Origin of the sequence: Sphaerotilus sp. FB-3, from assembly GCF_023706025.1 — a bacterium.
GTDB classification, from domain to species: domain Bacteria; phylum Pseudomonadota; class Gammaproteobacteria; order Burkholderiales; family Burkholderiaceae_C; genus Sphaerotilus; species Sphaerotilus sulfidivorans.
The window spans coordinates 36,349-58,761 of the sequence record NZ_BQWE01000001.1; the positions used below are offsets into that span (position 1 = coordinate 36,349).

The 22,413-nt window shown below is 70.3% G+C and carries 20 protein-coding genes; 14 read left to right on the plus strand and 6 right to left on the minus strand.

Going from position 1 to position 22,413, the window contains the following annotated elements; genetic code table 11:
• Positions 1–93: 93 nt before the first annotated feature.
• On the plus strand, positions 94–222 hold the full coding sequence (locus NFT33_RS19125) for a hypothetical protein (protein ID WP_259373313.1): 129 nt from the start codon (positions 94–96) through the stop codon (positions 220–222).
• A 33-nt stretch (positions 223–255) separates the two neighbouring features.
• Here NFT33_RS19125 and NFT33_RS00190 read toward each other — a convergent pair whose 3' ends face one another.
• Positions 256–822 carry an HD domain-containing protein gene (locus NFT33_RS00190; protein ID WP_251672479.1) on the minus strand — a complete coding sequence of 189 codons (567 nt, stop codon included), beginning with the start codon at positions 820–822 and terminating at the stop codon, positions 256–258.
• A gap of 174 nt (positions 823–996) precedes the next feature.
• Here NFT33_RS00190 and NFT33_RS00195 point away from each other — a divergent pair, with 174 nt between their 5' ends.
• From NFT33_RS00195 to NFT33_RS00240, 10 genes are all read left to right on the plus strand, one after another.
• Positions 997–1,878 (plus strand): phosphonate ABC transporter ATP-binding protein, encoded by an 882-nt coding sequence (locus NFT33_RS00195; RefSeq protein WP_251672480.1) that lies wholly within the window; start codon positions 997–999, stop codon positions 1,876–1,878.
• Positions 1,879–1,940: 62 nt separating this feature from the next.
• Positions 1,941–2,897, plus strand: a complete 957-nt coding sequence (phnD, locus tag NFT33_RS00200; RefSeq protein ID WP_251672481.1) for a phosphonate ABC transporter substrate-binding protein — start codon at positions 1,941–1,943, stop codon at positions 2,895–2,897.
• Positions 2,894–3,709 carry a phosphonate ABC transporter, permease protein PhnE gene (gene phnE, locus NFT33_RS00205; protein ID WP_251672482.1) on the plus strand — a complete coding sequence of 272 codons (816 nt, stop codon included), beginning with the start codon at positions 2,894–2,896 and terminating at the stop codon, positions 3,707–3,709. The genes phnD and phnE overlap by 4 nt, the downstream gene beginning before the upstream one ends.
• Positions 3,710–3,716: 7 nt before the next feature.
• Positions 3,717–4,871, plus strand: a complete 1,155-nt coding sequence (locus tag NFT33_RS00210; RefSeq protein WP_251672483.1) for an iron-containing alcohol dehydrogenase — start codon at positions 3,717–3,719, stop codon at positions 4,869–4,871.
• The gene (locus NFT33_RS00215; protein ID WP_251672484.1) at positions 4,855–6,018 is read left to right on the plus strand and encodes a TIGR03364 family FAD-dependent oxidoreductase; all 1,164 of its coding nucleotides are present in this window, start codon (positions 4,855–4,857) and stop codon (positions 6,016–6,018) included. Before NFT33_RS00210 ends, NFT33_RS00215 begins: the two co-directional genes overlap by 17 nt.
• 398 nt (positions 6,019–6,416) lie before the next feature.
• The gene (locus NFT33_RS00220; protein ID WP_251672485.1) at positions 6,417–6,833 is read left to right on the plus strand and encodes a hypothetical protein; all 417 of its coding nucleotides are present in this window, start codon (positions 6,417–6,419) and stop codon (positions 6,831–6,833) included.
• Positions 6,834–6,979: 146 nt separating this feature from the next.
• Entirely contained in the window at positions 6,980–9,316 is a 2,337-nt protein-coding gene (locus tag NFT33_RS00225; protein ID WP_251672486.1) for an ExeM/NucH family extracellular endonuclease, read from the plus strand.
• Between the two features lie 56 nt (positions 9,317–9,372).
• The gene (locus tag NFT33_RS00230; RefSeq protein ID WP_251672487.1) at positions 9,373–9,927 is read left to right on the plus strand and encodes a PEP-CTERM sorting domain-containing protein; all 555 of its coding nucleotides are present in this window, start codon (positions 9,373–9,375) and stop codon (positions 9,925–9,927) included.
• On the plus strand, positions 9,921–10,907 hold the full coding sequence (locus NFT33_RS00235) for an SdiA-regulated domain-containing protein (RefSeq protein WP_251672488.1): 987 nt from the start codon (positions 9,921–9,923) through the stop codon (positions 10,905–10,907). The genes NFT33_RS00230 and NFT33_RS00235 overlap by 7 nt, the downstream gene beginning before the upstream one ends.
• A gap of 97 nt (positions 10,908–11,004) precedes the next feature.
• Positions 11,005–11,745, plus strand: a complete 741-nt coding sequence (locus NFT33_RS00240) for a PEPxxWA-CTERM sorting domain-containing protein (RefSeq protein WP_251672489.1) — start codon at positions 11,005–11,007, stop codon at positions 11,743–11,745.
• 6 nt (positions 11,746–11,751) lie between these two features.
• On the opposite strand, the gene NFT33_RS00245 is transcribed toward NFT33_RS00240, so the two are convergent.
• Complete coding sequence (locus NFT33_RS00245; protein ID WP_251672490.1) at positions 11,752–12,708, minus strand: putative bifunctional diguanylate cyclase/phosphodiesterase; 957 nt, start codon at positions 12,706–12,708, stop codon at positions 11,752–11,754.
• A gap of 223 nt (positions 12,709–12,931) precedes the next feature.
• On the opposite strand from NFT33_RS00245, the gene NFT33_RS00250 reads away from it, so the two are divergent.
• Positions 12,932–13,792, plus strand: coding sequence for a methyl-accepting chemotaxis protein (locus NFT33_RS00250; RefSeq protein WP_251672491.1), 861 nt, complete (start codon positions 12,932–12,934; stop codon positions 13,790–13,792).
• A gap of 11 nt (positions 13,793–13,803) precedes the next feature.
• Here the strand turns inward: NFT33_RS00250 and iolB are convergent, their stop codons facing one another.
• Genes iolB through NFT33_RS00270 form a run of 4 tightly spaced genes read right to left on the minus strand, consistent with a single transcriptional unit; the run spans position 13,804 to position 19,538 of the window.
• A complete protein-coding gene (gene iolB / locus NFT33_RS00255) occupies positions 13,804–14,619 on the minus strand; it encodes a 5-deoxy-glucuronate isomerase (protein ID WP_251672492.1) in 816 nt (271 codons plus the stop codon).
• A gap of 23 nt (positions 14,620–14,642) precedes the next feature.
• Positions 14,643–15,581 (minus strand): myo-inosose-2 dehydratase, encoded by a 939-nt coding sequence (gene iolE / locus NFT33_RS00260; RefSeq protein ID WP_251672493.1) that lies wholly within the window; start codon positions 15,579–15,581, stop codon positions 14,643–14,645.
• Positions 15,582–15,634: 53 nt separating this feature from the next.
• A complete protein-coding gene (gene iolD, locus NFT33_RS00265) occupies positions 15,635–17,524 on the minus strand; it encodes a 3D-(3,5/4)-trihydroxycyclohexane-1,2-dione acylhydrolase (decyclizing) (protein ID WP_251672494.1) in 1,890 nt (629 codons plus the stop codon).
• Positions 17,525–17,582: 58 nt separating this feature from the next.
• Positions 17,583–19,538 (minus strand): bifunctional 5-dehydro-2-deoxygluconokinase/5-dehydro-2-deoxyphosphogluconate aldolase, encoded by a 1,956-nt coding sequence (locus NFT33_RS00270; protein ID WP_251672495.1) that lies wholly within the window; start codon positions 19,536–19,538, stop codon positions 17,583–17,585.
• Positions 19,539–19,817: 279 nt separating this feature from the next.
• On the opposite strand from NFT33_RS00270, the gene NFT33_RS00275 reads away from it, so the two are divergent.
• Positions 19,818–20,747, plus strand: coding sequence for a sugar ABC transporter substrate-binding protein (locus NFT33_RS00275; RefSeq protein ID WP_220786683.1), 930 nt, complete (start codon positions 19,818–19,820; stop codon positions 20,745–20,747).
• An 87-nt stretch (positions 20,748–20,834) separates the two neighbouring features.
• Positions 20,835–22,370 carry a sugar ABC transporter ATP-binding protein gene (locus tag NFT33_RS00280; protein WP_251672496.1) on the plus strand — a complete coding sequence of 512 codons (1,536 nt, stop codon included), beginning with the start codon at positions 20,835–20,837 and terminating at the stop codon, positions 22,368–22,370.
• Positions 22,371–22,413 lie beyond the last annotated feature (43 nt).

The window sequence follows — 22,413 nt, forward strand, 5'->3', positions numbered from 1 at the left end:
GTCATCGCGCTGTCCCGTCGTCTTCACGCGCCTGTCACCGCCAGGGCCGATCGTGAGATCCTGTCACCGTGCCACAGGAATCAGGAGTCCGCGATGTCCACGCTGCCTGTCACCGCCCGCCGCAACCGGCCCGCCCGTTCCGTGTTCGCGTTCCGGGGCTCGGTCCTGGGCCTGCAGCTGCTGGCCCTGGCCTGCACGCTGCTGTTCGGGCTGATGACCTGAGCACCGGATGGCCCGCCCGCTCGGGCCGGCGCGTCAGCACGGTGCGGTGTGCCGCACCCGATGGATCAGCCGCTCGAGCTCATGCAGCGCCGCATCGAAGGATTCAGGCTGCCACCGCGGGTCCTTGGCGAAATCGTCCCAGGCGCGCAGGCGCAGCGACTCCTGCGCACCGGGCAGGGTCTTGAAGTGCGCGGACTCGGCCGGACTCATCGGGCCGCCCTGCAGCGCCAGACTGCGCAGCGAGTCCGCCGAGAGCCGCTGCAGATAGTCCGGCCGGATCGCCACCAGGTGGCGCTTGGCCTGCACATGCAGCGCCACCGGTGCAGCCACATCGCACCCGAAGACGGCGTCCAGCAGTGCGGCACCACGGCTTTCATGCCGGTCGTCGAGGCCCTGCAGCGTCGGCGTGCCCGGCTGCTCGTCCAGCAGATGGCCGATGTCATGCAGCCAGGCGGCCAGCTGCAGCGCCGGCTCGGCGCCAGCCTGCAGAGCCAGATGGCCGCACTGCCAGCCATGCAGCCACTGCGACACGCCCTCGCCTTCATAGGCCAGCGCGCCGCGGCGGCGGTACAGATCGACAAGATCGGAGGAGTTGAGCATGGCGGGGGGCTTCTCGGTCGTGCGATGGGCCGGATGCTGCGCGTGGCCCATGACGGCGGCATGTCCCGATCCGGCATCGGCACGGCCATCGCTGCGAGCCGTCGCGGCTGTCATCAGTGCTTCACTGCCAGCGTTCAGCATGCGCCCATCATGGTCGACCCCATACCGCTGCCCGTGTCCGAACCGCCCTTCTTCACCCCGATCGCCGATCGCGAAGTGGTGGTGCGGCTCGTGGCGGCCAGCCGCACCTTCCGCACGGACAGCGGCCTGCGCCCGGCGTTGCGCGATCTCCACATCGAGATCCGCCAAGGCGAGCGGGTGGCCCTGCTGGGCGCCTCCGGTTCGGGCAAGTCGACGCTGCTGCGCTGCCTGTGCGGACTGGAGACGATCGACGCCGGCGCCGGTCGCATCGAGCTGTTCGGCCGGCCGGCCCAGGTCGACGGCCGACCGAGCGCCGAGGCACGGGCACTGCACCGTCAGGTCGGCATGGTCTTCCAGCAGTTCAACCTGGTCGGCCGGGCCAGCGTGATGCGCAATGTGCTGGCCGGGCGCAGCGCCACGGTGCCGCTGTGGCGCAGCCTGCCGGGCTGGTTCCCGATGGCCGACCGGGTGCGCGCGCTGCAGGCGCTCGACGCGATCGGGCTGTCGGAACAGGCCTTCCAGCGCGCATCGACCCTGTCGGGCGGACAGCAGCAGCGCGCCGCGCTGGCGCGGGCGCTGGTGCAGGGTGCACGGGTGCTGCTGGCCGACGAGCCGGTGGCCTCGCTCGATCCCGAGTCGACCCGACGGGTCATGGAACTGCTTCAGGAACTGCACCGCACACAGGGCCTGACGCTGATCGCCAGCCTGCATCACGTCGGACTGGCGCGGCGTCATTTCGATCGGGTGCTGGCCCTGCGCGACGGCACGCTGCTGTTCGACGGCCCGACCGGCGCGCTGACGCCCGAGTTCCTGCGACAGCTCTACGGCACCGATGCCGGGGAGCTGCTGGCCGATGCGGACCCGGCCGACGAGATCCGCCGGCAGGACCTGCCGGAGCGGACGCTCGTGGCCTGAGTCGCGTAGCCTGATCCGCTTCACCGTCCCGTTCCTTCAACCCCATCCTCGCGAGTCCCACGATGCTTCGTCTCCTGCCCCGCGTCACGCTGGCCGCGCTGGCCGCGCTGAGCCTGTCCCTGTCCGCCCAGGCCCAGGAAATCGGCTTCGGCATCATCGCCACCGACTCCGCCAGCACCCAGCGCGAGCGCTGGGAGCCCTTCTTCCGCGACATGGAGAAGAAGACCGGCCTGAAGATCAACGCCTTCTATGCACCCGACTATGCCGGCGTGATCGAGGCGATGCGCTTCAACAAGATCCAGGTGGCCTGGTACGGCAACAAGGCGGCGATGGAGGCGGTCGACCGCGCCCAGGGCGAGGTCTTCGCGCAGGTCATGTATGCAGACGGCAGCTACGGCTATCACGGCCTGCTGATCACCCACAGGGACAGCCCCTACCAGAGCCTCGACGACGTGCTGAAGAACACGAAGTCGATCAACCTGGGCATCGGCGACCCGAACTCGACCTCCGGCTTCCTGGTGCCGACCTACTACCTGTTCGCGCAGAACAGCCTGGACCATCGCACCGCCTTCAAGACGGTGCGCAATGCCAGCCACGGCGCCAACATCCAGGCGGTGCTGGCCCGCCAGGTCGATGTCGCCACCAACAACACCGAGGACATGGGCAAGCTGGAGAGCGCCCGTCCGGAGCAGTTCGCGCAGATCCGCGTGCTGTGGAAGAGCCCGCTGATCCCGAGCGACCCCTTCGTCTGGCGCAAGGATCTCGACCCGGCGGTCAAGGCCCGGCTCAAGACCTTCGTGCTGGGCTATGCCAAGACCGATCCGGCCGAAAAGGCCACGCTGAAGGTGATCTACAACTACGGCGGCTTCCGCGAGTCCAGCAATGCGCAGCTGCTGCCGATCCGCCAGCTCGAGCTGTTCAAGGAGCGCCGCCGCATCGAGACCGACGACAAGCTCGGCGCCGACGAGCGTGCCCGGCAGCTCGCCGAGATCGACCGCAAGCTGGCCGCGCTCAAATGAACCCGGCCGTGGCGCTGCCACCGGCGCTGGAGCGGCTGCAGGCCCGCGCCGCGGCCGAACGGCCGGGCTGGCCTCATGCGCTCGGCTGGGCGCTGGTGCTGGCGGTGCTGCTGCTGTCCTGGCGCGGCGCGGAGATCCGCCCGCTCGACCTGATCCGGGATGCCGGCAACATCGCCACCTATGCCGGCGACTTCTTCCCGCCGGACTTCCGCGACTGGCGCATCTATCTGAAGGAGATGCTGGTCACGCTGCACATCGCCATCTGGGGCACGCTGCTGGCGGTGATCGTCGCGGTGCCGGCCGGGCTGCTGAGCGCGGCCAACATCGCGCCACCCTGGCTGCATCAGCCGGTGCGCCGGCTGATGGATGCCTGCCGCGCGATCAACGAAATGGTGTTCGCGATGCTGTTCATCGTCGCGGTCGGGCTCGGGCCCTTTGCCGGCGTGCTTGCACTGGCGGTGCATACCGCAGGCACGCTGGCCAAGCTGTTCTCCGAGGCGGTCGAGGCGATCGATCCGCGCCCGGTCGAAGGCCTGCGCGCCAGCGGCGCGCCGCGCCTGTACGAGATCTGCCACGGCGTGCTGCCCCAGGTCATGCCGCTGTGGCTGTCGTTTGCGCTCTACCGCTTCGAGTCGAACGTGCGCTCGGCCTCGGTGGTCGGCATGGTCGGTGCCGGCGGCATCGGCGTGGTGCTGTTCGAGGTGATCCGCGGCTTCCAGTACGCGCAGACCTGCGCGGTGCTGCTGATGCTGGTGGTCGTGGTGTCGCTGATCGACCTGGCCTCGGCCTGGCTGCGACGACGCTTCATCTGAACCCATGATGACGGATGCCCTGACTGCGATGTTCGACTGGCAGATGCCGGTGGCGCTGCACTTCGGTGCCGGCGTGCTCGAGACCCTGCCGGCACGGCTCGACGGCGACCGGGTGGTGCTGCTGACCTTCGCCGGAGCCGAGGCCTGCGGTCTGCTGAGCCGGCTGCGCGGGCTGCTCGGCGACCAGCTGCTGCATGTCGAGCTCGTGCCCGAGGGGCTGGCCGAGCTGAGCCGGCTCGAACCGCTGGCCGCACGCCTGTGGCCGATCATGGCGCGCTGGCCGGAGACGGTGCTGCTGGCGGTCGGGGGCGGCACGGTGCTCGATCTGGCCAAGGTGCTGCGCTGCCGCAGTCTCGATGGCGATGCGGCTACGCTCGAGGCGGCACTGTGCGATCGCGGCGACTGGCCGATGCTGAGCATCGACCGGCTCTGGCTGGTGCCGACCACCGCGGGCACCGGCAGCGAGGTGACCCGCTGGGCCACGCTCTGGGACACCGGTGCCGAGCCCCCGGTCAAGCGCTCCTTCGACAGGCCCTTCGGCCATGCAGAGCGGGCCCTGATCGATCCGGTGCTGACGCTGAGCTGCCCGCCAGCCGTGCTGCGCGATGCGGCGCTGGACGCGCTCTCGCATGCGCTCGAGGCGATCTGGAACCACCACGCCAGCCCGCTGAGCGACCTGCTGGCGGTCAGCGCAGCCCGGCGCGTCATCGCTGCACTGCCCCGGGCGCAGGCCGAGCCACACGATCTGGCCCACCGCAGCGCCCTGTCGCTGGCCGCGCTCGAGGCCGGACTGGCCTTCGCGCAGACCCGCACCGCATTGGCGCATGCGCTGTCCTATGCGCTGACGCTCGAGCACGGGCTGTCGCACGGGCAGGCCTGTGCCTGCTGGCTGGTGGCCTGCTGGGAACTGGCGGTCGGGCATGACGAGCGGGTCGATGCCGGTCTGGCCCGGGTGTTCGACACCGCGCCTGAACTCGGCGCGGTGCATCTGGCGCGCTGGCTGGGATCGGTCGGCGCACAGGCCGATCCAGCCGCGTTCGGCATCACCGAGGCGCAAGACCGCATTCGCGCCGCCCTGGACAGTCCGCGCGGGCGCAACTTCATCGCACCTGTCCCGAAACCCTTCCCCCAGGAGCCGCAGATCGATGTCCCTGCCTGCTGATATCGGAAATCCCGGAGCCGCCCGGGCCACCGCCTCGGCCTGCGACCTGCTGGTCGTCGGCGCTGGCATCGTCGGCCTGGCGCATGCGCTGGCGGGCGTGCGTCGCGGCTGGCGGGTCACCGTCGTCGAGCGCGACTGGCGCTGCGTCGGTGCCTCGATCCGCAATTTCGGTTTTGTCACCGTGACCGGTCAGCGCCAGGGGTCCACCTGGCAGCGCGCGATGCGGTCGCGCCAGGTCTGGGCCGAGATCGCGCCGGACGCAGGCATCGCCATCGAGCAGCGCGGACTGTGGATGCTGGCACACCGGCCGGCGGCACGTGCGGTGCTGGAGGCCTTCGCGCAGACCCCGATGGGCGAGGACTGCCGGCTGCATGACGCCGCCGAGGTCGCCGCGCTGGCACCGGGCCTGCGGGCCGAGCGCCTGAGCGGCGCGCTGCACTCGCCGCATGAGCTGCGGGTGGAATCGCGTCACGCCGTTCCACGTCTGGCCGCCTGGCTGGCCGAGCGACATGGGGTGGACTTCATCCGCGGCGAGGCGGTGCTGGAGGTCCGGCCCGGCGGCGTGCGCACCGCCCTGCGCACGCTGCAGGCCGGCCGGGTGGTGCTGTGCCCGGGCACCGAGCTGACCGGCGTGGCCGCGCCCTGGCTGGCGCCGCATGCCCTGAAGCTGACCCGGCTGCAGATGCTGAGGGTGCAGCCCGAGCCCGGCTTCCGGCTGCCCGCACCGGTGATGTCCGACCTCGGCCTGGTGCGCTACGCCGGCTATGCCGCGCTGCCCGAGGTCGCGGCGCTGCACCGGCAGCTCGAGGAGGAGGTGCCGGAGAGCCTGGCTCATGGCATCCACCTGATCGCGGTGCAGGGCCGCGACGGCTCGCTGGTGGTCGGCGACTCCCACCATGACGACGCCACGCCCGAACCCTTCGCCAGCGAGGCGGTCGACCGGCTGATCCTGGATCACCTGCGCGAGTCGGTCGAGCTGACGCAGTGCCGGGTCGTCGAGCGCTGGACCGGGGTCTATCCGACCGGCCACGACCAGGACTGCCTGATCGTCGCGCCGGAGCCCGGGCTGAGGGTGGTCGTGGTCACCAGCGGAACCGGGGCCAGCACCGCGTTCGGCATCGCCGAGGAGGTCTGCAATGACTGGTGAGACACCGCAGACCCAGGCCTTGGCCGCGGTCGTCTTCGACTGGGCCGGCACGGTGGTCGATTTCGGCAGCCTGGCCCCGATGGGCGCCTTCGTGCGGCTGTTCGAGCGTCACGGCGTGCCGATCGACATCGACGAGGCGCGTGCGCCGATGGGGCTGCCGAAATGGCACCACATCCTGGCCCTGGGCCGGCAGCCGCGCATCAAGGCGGCCTGGCGCGCGGTGCACGGACGCGACTTCGACGAGCATGACGCCGACCGTCTGCACGAGGAGTTCACGCCGATGAGCGCCGAGGCGGTCGCCGGCCATGCCGAGCTGATTCCCGGCACGCTCGAGACGCTGGCCTGGCTGCGCGCGCGGCCTGCGCATCGGCTCGACCACCGGCTACACCCGGCCGATCATGGCGGTGCTGGCGCCGCTGGCCGCCGCTCAGGGCTTCGTGCCCGACAGCCTGGTCTGCGCCGGCGACCTGAGCGAGAACCGCCCCAGCCCGATGGGCATGTACCGCAGCTTCCTCGAGCTGGGCGTCTGGCCGGCCTGGCGGGTGGTCAAGGTCGACGACACCGTGCCGGGCCTGCTCGAGGGCCGCCATGCCGGCTGCTGGACCGTCGGCATCGCGGCCAGCGGCAATGCCTGCGGCCTGACGCTGGCGCAGTGGCAGGCGCTGGACGACGAGGCGCGCGAGGCCTGCTCGGTGCAGGCTCGCCGTCAGCTCGAGGTGGCCGAGCCCGACTTCATCATCGACTCGGTGGCCGAGCTGCCCTCGGTGATCCGCACCATCGACCGCTGGCTGGCCGACGGCGCCCGGCCGATCTGAAGTCGATCCGGACCCGAAAGCGCAAAATCCCCCCGGATTGCGGGGGGGAGGGCGCAGCAAGCCTGCACGGATCACCGAAGCGTCACGAACGCTGCCTAGCCTGAGCCCATCCGACTCCTCCCACAGGTTTCCACCAGGATGTGCTCATGAAACCGCTTGCTCGTTCCATCGCGACCGGACTGCGCCTGGCCTGGCCCGCGCTGCTGCTGTCGGCGGCCACGCTGCCGGCAGCGGCGCAGTCGGCCGCCTGCGCGGCTTCCTTCACCGCCGCACCGGCGATCCAGGGCCGGGGTGCCGCCACCGCCCTGGCCGGCGCGACCGTCACCGTCCAGGGCATCGTCGTCGGCGACTTCGAGGGACCGTCGCCGGCCCTGCGCGGCTTCTATCTGCAGGACGAGCAGGGCGACGGCGACGCAGCCACCTCGGACGCGATCTTCGTCTTCAACGCCGACCGCGACGAGGTCGGCGTCGGCCAGCGGGTTCGGGTGACCGGCACGGTGTCGGAATTCCAGGGCCAGACCCAGATCTCCGCCCAGGCCGGCACGCTGGTGGCCTGCGGCAGCGGCACGGTCGCGCCGGTGGAGCTGCGACTGCCCTTCGCCAGCGCCGACGATGCAGAGCGCCTCGAGGGCATGCTGGTGAGACTGCCGCAGACGCTGCAGGTCACCGAGCACTACCAGCTCGCCCGCTTCGGCCAGGTGCTGCTGAGCTCGGCCGGCCGCCAGATCCAGCCGACCCAGATCCATCCGCCCGGCGCGGCCGCGCAGGCGCTGCTGCAGGCACAGCAGCTCGACCGGCTGATCCTCGACGACGCACGCAACGCCCAGAACGACGACCCGATCCTGTTCGCCCGCGGCGGCCTGCCGCTGTCGGCCGCCAACACCCTGCGTGGCGGCGACAGCGTCAGCGGCGTGGTCGGCGTCATGACCTGGACCTGGGCCGGTGCGAGCGCCAGCGGCAATGCCTGGCGCGTGCGTCCGATCGGCGCGCTCGGCGGCACCCTGCCGGCCTTCCAGCCGACCCACGCGCGCCCGACCGGTGCACCTCAGCCCCAGGGCACGCTGCGGGTGGCCTCGTTCAACGTGCTGAACTTCTTCGACAATGTCGCCGGCTGCAGCGGCGGTGTCGGCGGACCGAGCCTGGCCTGCCGCGGTGCCGGCTCCGATGCGAGCGGTGCGGCCGCCCAGGCCGCGCAGTTCGCGCAGTTCGCGATCGAGTATCCGCGCCAGCGTGCCAAGACGGTGGCGGCGATCGGTCGCATGAACGCCGACGTGGTCGGCCTGATCGAGATCGAGAACGACGGGCACGGACCGGGCAGCGCGCTGCAGGCACTGGTCGATGCGCTCGATGCCGCCAGCGCGCCCGGCACCTGGGCAGCGCTGGATGTCGACACGCGCCTGGGCACGCCGAACCGCCTCGGCAGCGACGCGATCAAGGTCGCGCTGATCTATCGCCCGGCACGGGTGAAGCCGGTCGGCCGCACCGCGGTGCTCGACAGCGCCGAGTTCGTGCGTGGCGGCGATGCCAGCGAGCGCAACCGTCCGGCGCTGGCGCAGGCCTTCGAGCAGGGCGACGGCGCACGCTTCGTCGTCGCGGTCAACCACCTCAAGAGCAAGGGCAGCGCCTGCGACACGCCGGATGCCGGCGACGGCCAGGGCGAGTGCGCCCAGGTGCGCCGCCGCGCCGCGGTCGCGCTGCGCCAGTGGCTGGCCACCGATCCGACCGGCACCGGCGAGGCCGACCTGCTGGTGATCGGCGACCTCAACGCCTATGCCCGCGAGGATGCGGTGAGCGCCTTCACCGCCCAGGGCTGGACCGACCTGATCGGCCGCGACGCCGGCGGCATCCAGGCCACCAGCCATGTCTTCGATGGCCGCTGGGGCTATCTGGACCACGCGCTGGCCAGCGCCTCGATGGCGGCGCAGGTGGTGCGTGCGCAGCACTGGGCGATCAACGCCGACGAGCCGGCCGCGCTGGACTACAACATCAACTTCAAGAGCGCCGGCCTGCAGGCCTCGCTGTACGCCGCCGACGAGTTCCGCAGCTCCGATCACGATCCGGTGCTGATCGATCTGCGGCTGACGCCCCCGCGCCTGATGACCGGCGGCCCTGGCAGCGATCGCCTGACCGGCAGCGCCGCCGACGAGATCCTGGTCGGCGGACCCGGCCGCGACCTGCTCAGCGGCGGCGCCGGCCGCGACCAGTTCGTGATGCGCAGCCTGCTCGAGGCGGGCGACATCATCGGCGACTTCCAGCCGGGCATCGACGTGCTGGTGCTCGACGAGCTGCTGCGCTCGCTGGGCATCGCGGGCAGCCAGGCCCTGTCGGGCGGCTGGCTGGTCTGCTCCACCCATGGCAGCGACGCGCTGATCGGCATCGATGTCGACGGCGCCCGCGGTCCGCTGGCTGCACGGCCGCTGCTGCTGCTGCGCGGTGTCGGCTGCACCGCCCTGCTGGCACGCCCCGAGAGCCTGAAGCTCTGATCCGACCGGCGCCCCCTCCACGGCGCCTCTTCTCCCCCGCCCCGAAAGGAACTCCCATGCGCATTTTCCGCGCAGCGGCTGCGCTCGTCCCGCTGCTGCTCTACGGGCTGCTGGCCCACTCGCCTGTCAAGGCGGCCGACTACCGTCTGGACGGCCAGATCGACAGCGGCGCGCTGAGCGGCGGCAGCTTTTCCGCCCTGCTGTCCTGGCAGGACGGCATGATTTCCGGCGTCGGCCTCGAGGCGGTCGCGATCGACCGCTTCGAGATGCTGCTCGACGGCCAGATCCGCCGCCTGGATGCGGCCGATGCCCCGGCCCAGGTGCATTTTCTCGACGGCGCGCTGCTGGGCCTCGAGCTGACCGATCTGGACTCGCCTGGCCTGGCCTCGATCGCCTTCGTGCCGGGCTTCACCCAGCTCGGCGAGGCCTGGCTGGCCTACGAGCTGCCGGGCATTCCGGGCAGCGCCGGCATCGGCAGCTACCAGATCAGTCCGGTGCCTGAACCCGCCAGCATGGCGCTGCTCGGCGCCGGACTGCTGATGCTGGGCGCCCGGGCTCGCCGGCACTCCGCACTCGCGGTCACCCCCCCTCTCAGGAAACCGACATGCTGAAGGAGCACCAGAACATGCACGAGCACAAGCAGGAACGCGGATCCCGCCTGATGCGGCGCATCGCCCGCCCGCTCGCCCTGGCGGCGCTGGCGGCCCTGTCCAGCATGGCCATCGTCCGCCCCGCCGCGGCGCTGGACTTCGACCTGTCGCGCTACAGCCTGAGCGCCACCCATGCGCTGCCGGACATCGAGGCCGCCGAAGCCTCGGCCGTGACCTGGAACTGGAACACCGGCACGCTGTTCGTGCTGGGCGACGAGGGCGATGCGCTGGTCGAGGTGGACCGTCAGGGCCGTCGCCTCAGCGCGATGACGCTGACCGGCTTTCACGACACCGAAGGCCTGACCTACATCGGCACCGATGCCGGCGGCGCCCATCGCTTCGTCGTCCTGGAAGAGCGGCTGCAGACCGGCTACCTGCTGAGCTATGGCGCCGGCACCAGCATCGACCGGGCGCAGCTGGACTCGGCCGTCTTCGGCCCGACCGTCGGCAACATCGGCCTGGAAGGCCTGTCCTGGGATCCTCGCGACGGCAGCTTCGTCGCGGTCAAGGAAAAGACCCCGTCGGCCGTGCTCTCGATGAACGCCACCTTCGGCAGCGGTGCCGCACCGGCGGTCAGCGCCCTGTTCGATCCGGCCGGCCTCGGCGTGGCCGATCTGGCCGATGTGCAGGTGCTGTCGACCTTCGCGGCGCTGTCGGGCAGCGCCAGTGCCGATCATCTGCTGCTGCTCAGCCAGGAGTCGCCCGCGCTGCTGCAGGTCGATCGCAGCGGCCGGGTGCTGGCGCGTCTGGATCTCTCCGGCGTGGCCGGCGACATCGAGGGCGTGACCATCGGCTCGGACGGCACCCTCTATCTGGTCGGCGAGACGCCCGCGCTCTATGTGCTGAGCGCCGCGCCGGTCCCCGAGCCCAGCACCTGGGCGCTGATGGCCGCCGGCCTGGGCGCTCTGGGCCTGCAGGCGCGCCGCCGCCAGCGACGCTGAAGACCCGGGCGTCCGGCATCGCCGGGGCGCCCACCCTGTCCCGACCTTCCCGACATCCCGAATCCCTTCGCACCATCACCCCTCAAGGAGTGTTCCGATGTTCAAGCCCGCCCTGTCCCTGCTGATCCTGCCGGCCCTGGTGGCCGGTGCCGGCGCCGCCCGCGCCGACGTGATCACCCAATGGAACTTCAACTCGGTCGTTGCCGACGGCTCGACCTCGACTGGCAGCAGCGATCCCTCGACCGGCAGCGGCACGGCGCTGACGCTCGGTGGCGTGACGGCATCCTTCGCCTCGGGCGCTGCGAACGGCGGCTCTTCCGACCCGGCCATCAGCGACGACAGCGGCTGGCAGACCACCGGCTATGCCGCCCAGGGCCTGGGCAATGGCCAGTTCGGCGTGCAGTTCAATGTCAGCACCGTCGGTCACGAGGCGGTGTCGTTCTCCTACGACCTGCGCCACAGCAACACCAGCGCACGCCATGAGCTGGTGCAGTACTCGATCGACGGCCTGAACTTCGTCGATGCCGCGATCTTCTCGGGCGCGGCCGGCGACACCTGGTTCAACAGCCGCAGCGTCGACCTGAGCGCCATCGCCGGCGTGGCCGACAACGCCAGCTTCGCGCTGCGCGTGGTGGCGGCCTTCGCGCCGGGCAGCTCGCTGTACGAGGCCAGCAGCCCGACCGGCAGCTATGCCGGCGGCACCTGGCGCTTCGACATGGTCACCATCAGCGGCACGCCGATCGCGCCGGTTCCGGAGCCCGAGACCTGGGCGATGATGCTCGCCGGCCTGGCCGCGCTGGGCAGCGTCGGTCGGCGCCGCCTGTCCAGCCAGGGCTGAACAGGATCAGGCGGTCGTTGCGGCCACCTGCGGCCGGTCCGTCTGCGCATCGAGCCAGCGGCGCATCTCCTGGGACGGCAGCGGCTGCGCGATCGCGTGGCCCTGCGCCACATCGCAGCCCATCCGGGCCAGCCGCGTCAGCATGGCGGGCGACTCCACCCCCTCGGCCACCGTCTCCAGTCCCAGCCGGCGGGCGATCTGCAGGATGGCGGCCACCAGCGTGGCCTCCCCCGTCGGGCCGGCCGACTCCATCTGCTGGATGAAGCTGCGGTCGATCTTCAGCCGATGCACCGGAAAGCGGTGCAGATAGGACAGGCTCGAGTAGCCGGTGCCGAAATCGTCGATCGCCAGGCGCACGCCCATCGCACGCAGCTCGGCCAGCCAGCGCAGGGCCTCGTCCTCGTGACCGATCAGCACCGACTCGGTCAGCTCCAGCTCCAGGCGATGCGCCGGCAGGCCGTGGCGTGCCAGCGCCGCCGCGACACGCATGGAAAAGTCGCCGCCACGGAACTGCATCGCCGAGACATTGACCGCGACCACCAGCTCCGGCCAGGCCGCGGCCTGCCGGCAGGCCTCGTCGAGCACCCAGTCGCCCAGCGGCACGATCAGGCCGCTTTCCTCGGCCACCGGAATGAAGCGCTCGGGCGAGGCCGGCACCGTGCCGTCGGGCAGGCGCCAGCGCAGCAGCGCCTCGACGCCGGTGATGCGGCCATCGCACAGCCGGCACTGCGGCTGGAACTCGAGCCGGAAGTCGCCCTGGCGCAGCGAGCGGGCACGCTCGCCGTCCGGTCCGGCCTCAGGCACGGTGGCCATGAACTCGTCGCCGGACAGGCGAAAGACACTGCCGGCCTCGCCCAGGCTGGCGCGCATGCGCTCGGCCACCGCGCGCAGCAGCCGGTCGCCCAGCGCATGACCATGGGTGTCGTTGACCTGCTTGAACTTGTCCAGGTCGAGATAGAGCACGGCCAGCGTCGTGAAAGGCCAGGAACTCGGCGCGTCGCCCGGCCGTACGGCGCCGGTTGCGCCAGATCGAGAACTGCACCATCAGCGTGGCGCCGATGACCAGCCGGTCCAGCCGCAGCTCGTCCTGCAGCAGCTGCAGGGCCTGCGGGTGCGGCGCGCCCCGCGCCAGCATCACGTAGACCAGCAGAACCGCCCAGCTCAGTGTCAGCATCCAGCGCAGCCGGTGGCGCTCCTCGTCGAGCGGCGTCGGGCTGCGCCAGGCCGCCAGCGGCCACAGCAGCAGGGTGATGAACCCGATGCGGTTGACCGCCATCCGGGCCGGATTGGCATCGGTGACGGCCGCGCCGACGAGATCGGCGAGGTGCTGCTGGCGCTCGAGAATCTGCGCCAGCAGATGAACCGGATGGTCAGCGGCGTGCACGAGGCTGCGGCCTCGATCAGCCTGGCCGGCGGCGAGCTCGCCAGCGGCAGTCAGGATCTGAGCCAGCGCGCCGAGCAGGCCGCCGCCACGCTGCAGGTGACGCTGGGCACGCTCGACACGCTGAGCGGCTCGGTCACCGAGACCGGCGGCTCGGCCCGCCAGGCCGACGAGCTGGCGCGCTCGGCCAGCGAGGTCGCCACCCATGGCGGGCGCACCGTCTCGCAGGCGGTGTCGACGATGGGCGAGGTCGAGGCCGCCGCGCGCAAGATCTCCGACATCATCGGCATCATCGACGGCATCGCCTTCCAGACCAACATCCTGGCGCTGAATGCGGCGGTGGAAGCCGCCCGTGCCGGCGAGCAGGGCCGCGGCTTCGCGGTGGTCGCCGGCGAGGTGCGCAGCCTGGCGCAGCGCAGCACCCAGGCGCTGATGTGCTCGATCGAGCAGGTCTTCGGCCTGATCAGCACCATCTCGCAGCAGGCCAGCGGCCAGATGGGCGGGCTGGAGCAGACCCGCGGCGCGCTGCAGCAGCTCGACTCGGTGGCGCAGCAGAACGCGGCGATGGCCGAACAGACCGCTGCCGCGGTCAGCGCGCTGACCGAGCAGGCCGACCGGCTCGGCGAGCTGGTCGGCGACTTCAGGCTTCAGGCCCAGGCGGCCTGAGGACGCCCGGATCAGGCCTTGGGCGGAGTCTGCAGCATCCACTCGTGCGCCGGGTCGTTCCTGAAATGCCAGGCGCGGCCGGGACCGGCCATCACGTTGAGGTAGTACAGGTCATAGCCGTGCGGTGCCACGCAGGGGTGGTAGCCGCGCGGCACCATCACCACATCGTGGTCCTCGACCACGCAGGCCTCGTCCAGGCTGCGGTCGTCGGTGTAGACGCGCTGGAAGGCGAAGCCCTGCGGCGGGTTGAGCCGGTGGTAGTAGGTCTCCTCCAGCAGCGTCTCCTCCGGCGGCATGTCGCGGTCGTGCTTGTGCGGGGGATAGCTGCTCGAGTGGCCGCCCGGCGTGATGACCTCGGTCACCAGCAGGTGGTCGGCGGTCGGGTCGTCGGCCATCAGCACGTCGCAGACATAGCGGGTGTTGCTGCCCTGGCCGCGCACGCTGCGGCGCATGGAGCTGCCGTCGATGCGCCGCACCGACTTGCCGCCCTCGTACGGGGCGGTGCACAGCGCCACTTCCGCCGCGCCGCGCGCGGTGATGACCACCGTCTCGCCGCCGGGCACATAGAGCGCGTCGGGCGACTTCTCCTCGAAGACGCTCTCGCGCGAGCCCAGACCGGCGTGCGTCGTGCCGCCGACCTGAACGTCGACCGTGCCGGTCAGCACGACCAGGCAGAGTTCGCGCGTGCCGGTCTCGAGCGATTCGCTCTCGCCGGCCTCCAGGCGCAGGGCCCGGAAGCCGACGTGCGTCCAGCCAGCCGATTCCGGCGTGATGTCGCAGATCTGGCGGCCGGCGGCGGCCTTGACCAGCAGGGGGGACTGGGGCATCTCGGCTCCTGGCGGTTGAGCGGTCAGACCACGCTGGCGTCGATGCGGTCGACGATGGCGCGCAGCGTGTCGTAGCCCTTCCTGGCGTACTCGTAGCTCGGGGCCACCGCCGGATCCTGCTCGGCCTCGACCACCAGCCAGCCTTCGTAGCCGGCGTCGTGCAGCGTCGAGAGCACCGCGTCATAGTCGATCACGCCGTCGCCGGGCACGGTGAAGGTGCCGTTGATCACGCCGTGCAGGAAGCTCCAGCCGTCGTTGCGGGCCTTGGCGATGACCTGGGCGCGCACGTCCTTGCAGTGCACATGCACCACGCGGTCGACATGCTTCTTCAGCACCGCGACCGGGTCGGCGGCGCCGCCGAAGTAGGCGTGGCCGGTATCGAACAGCAGGAAGACCTTGGCCGGATCGGTCAGGGCCATCAGCCGGTCGACGTCGGCCGGGCTCTCGACATAGGCACCCATGTGGTGGTGATAGGCCAGCTTGATGCCGTAGGTCTCGATCAGGTGCTGGCCGAAGGCGTTCAGGCGCGCGGCGTAGCCGGCCCAGGCGGCCTCGTCCTTGAACTTCGGGCGCTTGGCCACCGGGGTGTCGATCTGGCCCTGGATGGTGCCGGCGCACTCGCCGTACACGACCACCTTGACGCCGTTGTACTGCAGCTTGCGCAGGTGGGCCTGGGCGCGCTCGATCTCGGCGGCGACCGCCTGGGCGTCGGTCTGGCTGGCGGGCACTTCAGCCAGGAAGCCGGAATACCAGCCCGAGACGCAGACCAGGCCGAACTCGTCGAGCTTGGCCTTCAGGCCGGGGCCGTCCTTCGGGAACTTGTTGCCCAGCTCGAAGCCGGCGTAGCCGATCTCGCGGCCTTCGGAGAGCGCCGTCTCCAGCGGGGTCTCGCCGCCCAGCGAGGGCAGATCGTCGTTCATCCAGGACAGGGGATTGATGCCGATGCGGACGTTCCAGGTCATGGTGGGGTTCCTGAGAAAGAAGATGGGGATGTTCAGTGGTTCGAGGGGGCAGTTCAGTTGAACTGCTTCTTCTTGGCGTCGAGGTAGCGGGCATGCGCAGCCTCGACCTCGGGGCGCTGCGAGACCTGCGGGACGGCGACCTCCCACCAGGCGCCGCCGTCGCCGGTGGTGCGATGGTGCGTGGTGTCGATCACCAGCACCTGGCTGCGGGTGGCGCGGCGCGCGCGGGCCATCTCGCGGCGCAGCTCGGCCACGTCCTTGACATGAACTGCCTCGGCGCCGAGCGAGCGGCCGTTCATCGCGAAGTCGATCGCCGAGGGCACGCCGCCCTCGGGGATGCAGTCGTCGAGCATGTTGTTGAAGCTCGCACCGCCCGACTTGAGCTGCAGCCGCTCGATGCAGCCGTAGCCGCGGTTGTCCAGCAGCACGACGATGATCTTGCGACCCAGCATGACCGAGGTGGCCAGCTCGTTGTTGAGCATCATGTAGGAGCCGTCGCCCACCATGACGATCACCTCGCGCTCGGGGCGAGCCATCTTGGCGCCCAGGCCGCCCGCCACCTCGTAGCCCATGCACGAATAGGCATAGTCCATGTGGTAGTTGCCGGGCACGCCCGAGCGCCACAGCTTGTGCAGCTCGGCGGGCAGGGTGCCGGCGGCGCAGACGACGATGTCCTGGGCGTCCGAGTCCAGCCCGATGTCGGCCGCGGACTCGCGCACCGCGCCGATCACCTCGGCGTCATAGGGCAGGGTGCCGGCGGCGGGCGTGTTCAGCGTCAGCTCGGTCACGCGGGCCACCCAGCCGGCGGCCAGATCGCGGGCCTGCGCGGTCCAGGCCGCGTCGGCCTTCCAGTCGCCCAGCGCAGCGCCGAGCTGGACCAGACCGTCGCGGGCGTCGGCCACCAGCATGCGGCCGCGCTTCTTGCCGGCGTCGAAGGGCTGCACGTTCAGGCTCAGCAGCTTGGCGTGGGCATAGAGCGCATGCGAGCCAGTGGTGAAGTCCTGCAGCCGGGTGCCGACGGCGAAGACCACGTCGCAGTCCTCGGCCAGGCGGTTGGCCGCCGGCGAGCCGGTGACGCCGATCGAGCCCAGGTTGAGCGGGTGGTTCCAGGCCAGGCTGCCCTTGCCGGCCTGCGACTCGGCCACCGGGATGCCGTGCGCCTCGGCGAAGGCGGCCAGCCCGGCCCAGGCCTGGCTGTAGAGCACGCCGCCGCCGGCGACGATCAGCGGCTTCTTCGCCGACTTCAGCAGCTCGGCGGCCGCGGCCAGCTCGCGGCTTTCGGCCGGCGGGCGGCGGAAGCGGATCACCTCGGGCTGGAAGAAGTCCTCCGGCCAGTCGTGCGCGAAGGTCTGCACGTCCTGCGGCAGCGCCAGGCAGACCGGGCCGCACTGGGCCGGGTCGGTCATCACCTGGATGGCCCGCGGCAGCGCCACCAGCAGCTGCTCGGGCGTGGTGATGCGATCGAAGTAGCGGGTGACCGGGCGGAAGCAGTCGTTGGCACTGAGATCGCCCTGCTCGAAGCTCTCGACCTGCTGCAGCACCGGGTCGGGCAGGCGGCTGACGAAGACGTCGCCCGGCAGCAGCAGCACCGGCAGGCGGGCCACATGGGCCAGCGCGGCCGACGTCACCATGTTGGTGGCGCCGGGACCGATGCTGGAGGTCACCGCCATGATGCGCTGGCGGAAGTTCGTCTTGGCGTAGGCGATGGCCGCGTTGGCCATGCCCTGCTCGTTGTGGGCGCGGAAGGTCGGCAGCACCGCCTTCTCGGCCTGCAGCGCCTCGCCCAGGCCGGCCACATTGCCGTGGCCGAAGATCGAGAACACGCCTCCGCAGTAGGGCAGCACCTCGGTGCGGCCGTCGGGCTGGGTGACTTCCGCCTTCAGCGCGGCCAGGTAGCGCACCAGCGCCTGGGCCACGGTCAGTCTCACGGTCTTCCTGTCCATCATGGATCTCGGTAGAAAATTCGGGGGATCAGCAGGCAACGGTGGCGTGTTGCAGGACTCAGGCGGCGGCTGCGCTGCGGCCGTCGTGGCGGCGCTTCCAGGCCTCGACCAGCGTGGCGAAGTTGCGCGCCACCTCGTCGATGAAGGCCGCGTCGTCGATCTGGCCGGCGAACCACTTCAGCGAGGCCTCGACCCACAGCGTGCGCCCGACCATGAAGCCCTTGACGATCGGGTTGGTCGCCAGCGCGAAGCTGTCGGCCAGGTACTGCAGCGGCTGGTTCAGGCCCAGGATGACGGCGCCGCGGCAGTGCGGGTCGCGCTCGGCCACCAGCGCGGCCAGGCGGGTCCAGCCCTCGGGGCTCATCGGCGCGAGCTTCCACCATTCCGGCCGGACACCCAGGTTGTAGAAGCGCTTGACCGCGCGCAGCACCGCCTCGTCCTCGGTGCCGGCGGCCGTCATCGCCTTCGGGGGAATGATCTCCAGCAGCAGCTCGTTGCCGCTCTCGCGGGTGGCCTCCCACAGTTCGAGCACGCGCTGCTCCTGCTCCAGGCGCAGGTCGACCGCGTCGTCCGGGTGGTAGTGCACCAGGCACTTGACGACCTGCTCGGTCGGCCAGTGGACCAGCGCCGAGCCGACCGAGCGGGTGCCGTCGAAGCGCAAGGGGCGCGAGCCCGGCAGCTCGACCGGACGGCCCACCCACCAGCCGCGGCCGGTGGCGGCGGCCAGTGCGTCCTGACCGTAGTCGCCGCCATCGATCAGCACACCGGTGTGGCCCTGGAGCTGATGGCTGACTTCCACCTGCTCGGCCGCTTTCACCAGCAACTTCTTCAGCGCCGGGATCCGCGACTCGTCGGCGCCGGCCTCGCGCGCCAGATCATAGAACTGGCTGCGGTGGTCGAAGGCCATCACGCACAGCTCGTCCCAGACCGCGCGCGCCGGCGTGACCCGGTGCAGATGCGCCAGATCCTGGTCGGCATCGACCTTCGGGTTGCGGCTGCCGGAGAACCAGTGCGCCAGCTCCGCCGGCGTGGGCATCGCCGCCGAGCAGGCGTGGCGCGAGACGACGATGGCGCCGCAGGCATTGGCGGTGCGGGTGGCTTCCAGCCAGCCCTGGCCGCGCAGCAGGCTCGCCAGCAGGCCCGACAGGAAGGCGTCGCCGGCGCCCAGCACGTTGAGCACCTCGACGCGCTCGCCGCGGAAGGTCGGCGCGTGCTCGATCTCGGCCGGAATATCGCCCTCGATGACGCAGCAGCCCAGCGCGCCGCGCTTGACCACCAGCACCGCGCCAGAGACGGCGCGCACCGCGCGCAGGCAGGCCATCAGGTCGCCCGGCACGCCGCCGGCGATCAGGAACTCTTCCTCGGTGCCGACCAGCAGGTCGAACTCGCCCAGCACCTGCTGGAGCTGCTGCGTGACGCGCGCGTCCGGCACATAGCGGTTCTCGCCGGCGCCGCGCGGGGTCAGGCCCCACAGCACCGGGCGGTAGTCGATGTCGAGAATGCGCACTGTGCCGTGCTTCTTCGCGTAGCCCAGCGCGGTCAGCGCCGCCTCGCGGGTGGTCGGCGTGGAGAGATGGGTGCCGGTCAGGGCCAGCGCGCGGCATTCGGCGATGAAGTCCTCGCGGATCTCGTCGGCGCGCACCGCCATGTCGGCGCAGTTCTCGCGGACGAACAGCAGCGGGAAGGTGTCGCGGTCCTTCAGGCCCAGCAGCACCAGCGCGGTCAGGCGCTCGGGGTCAGTCTGCAGCGCCGACGTGTCGCAGCCCTCGCGCTCGAGCGTCTCGCGCAGGAAGCGGCCCATCTGGTCGTTGCCGACGCGCGAGACCATCGCGGTCTTCAGGCCCAGACGCGCCACGCCGAACGCGACATTGCCCGAGGAGCCGCCCAGGTACATCTGGAAGCTGCGAGCGTCCTCCAGGCGGCTGCCGAATTGCTGCGCGTACAGGTCGACCGCGACGCGACCCAGGCAGGCCAGGTCGATGCGGCGCCCGGCGGGAAAGTTCAGGATGCTCATGGAAATGTCCGGCCCGTGATGAAAACAGCCCGAAGGCTGTGAAGGCAAGTGCGAACGCTGATGCGCCGGCTTGTGCGGAAGTTGGCGCCCAGTCTAGGAGAGACGGAAAAACAATTCCTTAGTGTATTCACTTAGAAATGCGTTTCCAAAATTTGAGTGCTTGAAGCTACAGTTGCCACCGTGCCGGACAGACAGGGCAACGCGCCCGCTCCACCGGTCACGAGCTCACCCACCCAACCGGATGGCGCCGACGGCGCCGACTTCGAAGAGGAGACAGAGATGAAGAAGATGCTGATGGCTGTTGCAGTGGCAGGCACGCTGGCCGCCCCGATGGCCCACGCCCAGAAGATCGGCGTGACGATGGCGGCCTTCGACGACACCTTCCTGACCATCCTGCGCAACGGCATCAACGATTCGGCCAAGAAGGCGGGCGCCTCGGCGCAGCTCGAGGACGCCGGCAACGACGTGGGCAAGCAGCTCAGCCAGATCCAGAACATGATCGCGCAGAAGTTCGACGCGATCATCGTCAACCCGGTCGACACCGACGTGACGCCGAAGATCACCAAGATGGTGACCGACGCCAAGATCCCGCTGGTCTATGTCAACCGCAAGCCGGCCGACTTCGCCAAGCTGCCCGCCGGCGTGGCCTTCGTCGCCTCCGACGAGAAGGTTTCGGGCACGCTGCAGACCCAGCACATCTGCAAGCTGCTGAACGGCAAGGGCACGGTGCTGGTGCTGATGGGCGAGCTCTCCAACGAGGCCGCGCGCACCCGTACCCAGGACATCGAGGATGTCGTCAAGACCAAGGAGTGCTCGGGCCTGAAGATCGCCGACAAGCGCGAGGGCAAGTGGAGCCGCACCGCCGCCCAGGACATCACCACCAACTGGCTGTCGTCGGGCATGAAGTTCGACGCCATCATCGCCAACAACGACGAAATGGCGCTGGGCGCGATCAACGCGCTGAAGGCCTCGAAGAAGTGGACGCCGCAGAGCATCGTCGGCGGCATCGATGCCACCCCGGACGCGCTGGCCTCGATGAAGGCGGGCGAGCTGAAGGTCACGGTGTTCCAGAACGCCGCCGGCCAGGGCGCGGGCTCGGTCGATGCCGCGCTCAAGCTGATCAGGAAGCAGCCGGTCGACCGCTTCGTCAACGTGCCCTTCGAGCTGGTCACGCCGGAAAACCTGAGCAAGTACGCCGGCAAGAACTGATCGCGCCGGTGCGCTGATCACGGGCGGCCGGCGTGCCGCCCGCCGAGCTTTCTCCTCCCCACCGACCCGAACCCCGCGAGACTCCCGATGTCCGACACCGCCACCGTCGAGCGGCCCGATGCGGCCGCCTCCTCCGCCGCGCCGCCGCTGCTGGCGATCCAGGGCATCCGCAAGGCCTTTCCGGGCGTGGTCGCGCTCGACAATGTGCAGTTCAGCCTGCGTGCCGGCACGGTTCACGCGTTGATGGGCGAGAACGGCGCGGGCAAGTCGACGCTGATGAAGATCATCGCCGGCGTCTACATGCCCGATCAGGGCGAGATCCGCATCAAGGGCCAGCCGGTCGCGCTGAGCGGCCCGCTCGATGCGCTCGACCGCGGCATCGCGATGATCCATCAGGAACTCAACCTGATGCCCTTCATGACGATCGCGGAGAACATCTGGATCCGCCGCGAGCCGAAGAGCCGCCTCGGCCTGGTCGACCACGCCGAGATGCGCCGGCGCACCCAGGCGCTGTTCGACCGCCTGGCCATCGATCTCGATCCCGAGACCGAGATCCAGAGCCTGTCGATCGCCAGCCGCCAGATGGTGGAGATCGCCAAGGCGGTGTCCTTCGACTCGGACGTCCTCATCATGGACGAGCCGACCTCGGCGCTGACCGACAAGGAGGTCTCGCACCTGTTCCGCATCATTCGGCAGCTGCGCAGCCAGGGCAAGGGCATCGTCTACATCACCCACAAGATGAACGAGCTGTTCGAGATCGCCGACGAGTTCTCGGTGTTCCGCGACGGCAAGTACATCGGCACGCACGCCTCGAAGGACGTGACCCGCGACGACATCATCCGCATGATGGTCGGGCGCGAGATCACGCAGATGTTCCCGAAGGAAGAGGTGCCGATCGGCGATGTGGTGCTGTCGGTCAAGGACCTGAAGGTCGACGGCCTCTTCGAGGGCGTGAGCTTCGACCTGCGCGCCGGCGAGATCCTGGGCCTGGCGGGCCTGGTCGGCTCGGGCCGCTCCAATGTGGCCGAGGCGCTGTTCGGCGTGGTGCCCGCCACCGGCGGCACGATCGCGATCCGCGGCCGGACGGTGAAGATCGACTCGCCCGCCGCCGCGATGAAGCACGGCATGGCCTTCCTGACCGAGGACCGCAAGGACACCGGCTGTTTCCTGATCCTGGACATTCTCTCCAACATGGAGACGGCGGTGCTGCAGGACCGCCATGTCAGGTTCGGCTTCGTGCAGGAGGCGCAGCTGAAGCGCGACTGCGAGGAGATGAGCCGCACGCTGCGCGTCAAGACACCGGACCTGCAGGAGGTCATCCAGAACCTCTCCGGCGGCAACCAGCAGAAGGTGCTGATCGGGCGCTGGCTGCTGACCCGTCCGAAGATCCTGATTCTCGACGAGCCGACCCGAGGCATCGACGTCGGCGCCAAGGCCGAGATCCACCGCCTGGTGAGCAAGCTCGCCGGCGAGGGCGTCGCGGTGCTGATGATTTCCTCGGAAATGCCCGAGGTGCTCGGCATGAGCGACCGGGTCATGGTCATGCACGAGGGCCGCATGACCGGCATCGTCGACCGCGCGCAGGCCGATCAGGTGACCATCATGGACCTGGCCTCGCGCTGAATTCCCGGCACACGAACATCAACAAGATCCACGAGATCAACGA

Excerpts from the sequence above, each read along its gene's own strand:
- iolD (WP_251672494.1), bottom strand. The coding sequence starts at position 17,524 with ATGGACAGGAAGACCGTGAGACTGACCGTGGCCCAGGCGCTGGTGCGC.
- iolE (WP_251672493.1), bottom strand. The coding sequence starts at position 15,581 with ATGACCTGGAACGTCCGCATCGGCATCAATCCCCTGTCCTGGATGAAC.
- NFT33_RS00190 (WP_251672479.1), bottom strand. The coding sequence starts at position 822 with ATGCTCAACTCCTCCGATCTTGTCGATCTGTACCGCCGCCGCGGCGCG.
- NFT33_RS00215 (WP_251672484.1), top strand. The coding sequence starts at position 4,855 with ATGTCCCTGCCTGCTGATATCGGAAATCCCGGAGCCGCCCGGGCCACC.
- NFT33_RS00275 (WP_220786683.1), top strand. The coding sequence starts at position 19,818 with ATGAAGAAGATGCTGATGGCTGTTGCAGTGGCAGGCACGCTGGCCGCC.
- NFT33_RS00225 (WP_251672486.1), top strand. The coding sequence starts at position 6,980 with ATGAAACCGCTTGCTCGTTCCATCGCGACCGGACTGCGCCTGGCCTGG.
- phnE (WP_251672482.1), top strand. The coding sequence starts at position 2,894 with ATGAACCCGGCCGTGGCGCTGCCACCGGCGCTGGAGCGGCTGCAGGCC.
- NFT33_RS00280 (WP_251672496.1), top strand. The coding sequence starts at position 20,835 with ATGTCCGACACCGCCACCGTCGAGCGGCCCGATGCGGCCGCCTCCTCC.
- iolB (WP_251672492.1), bottom strand. The coding sequence starts at position 14,619 with ATGCCCCAGTCCCCCCTGCTGGTCAAGGCCGCCGCCGGCCGCCAGATC.
- NFT33_RS00235 (WP_251672488.1), top strand. The coding sequence starts at position 9,921 with ATGCTGAAGGAGCACCAGAACATGCACGAGCACAAGCAGGAACGCGGA.
- NFT33_RS00240 (WP_251672489.1), top strand. The coding sequence starts at position 11,005 with ATGTTCAAGCCCGCCCTGTCCCTGCTGATCCTGCCGGCCCTGGTGGCC.
- NFT33_RS19125 (WP_259373313.1), top strand. The coding sequence starts at position 94 with ATGTCCACGCTGCCTGTCACCGCCCGCCGCAACCGGCCCGCCCGTTCC.
- NFT33_RS00230 (WP_251672487.1), top strand. The coding sequence starts at position 9,373 with ATGCGCATTTTCCGCGCAGCGGCTGCGCTCGTCCCGCTGCTGCTCTAC.
- phnD (WP_251672481.1), top strand. The coding sequence starts at position 1,941 with ATGCTTCGTCTCCTGCCCCGCGTCACGCTGGCCGCGCTGGCCGCGCTG.
- NFT33_RS00220 (WP_251672485.1), top strand. The coding sequence starts at position 6,417 with ATGGCGGTGCTGGCGCCGCTGGCCGCCGCTCAGGGCTTCGTGCCCGAC.
- NFT33_RS00270 (WP_251672495.1), bottom strand. The coding sequence starts at position 19,538 with ATGAGCATCCTGAACTTTCCCGCCGGGCGCCGCATCGACCTGGCCTGC.
- NFT33_RS00210 (WP_251672483.1), top strand. The coding sequence starts at position 3,717 with ATGACGGATGCCCTGACTGCGATGTTCGACTGGCAGATGCCGGTGGCG.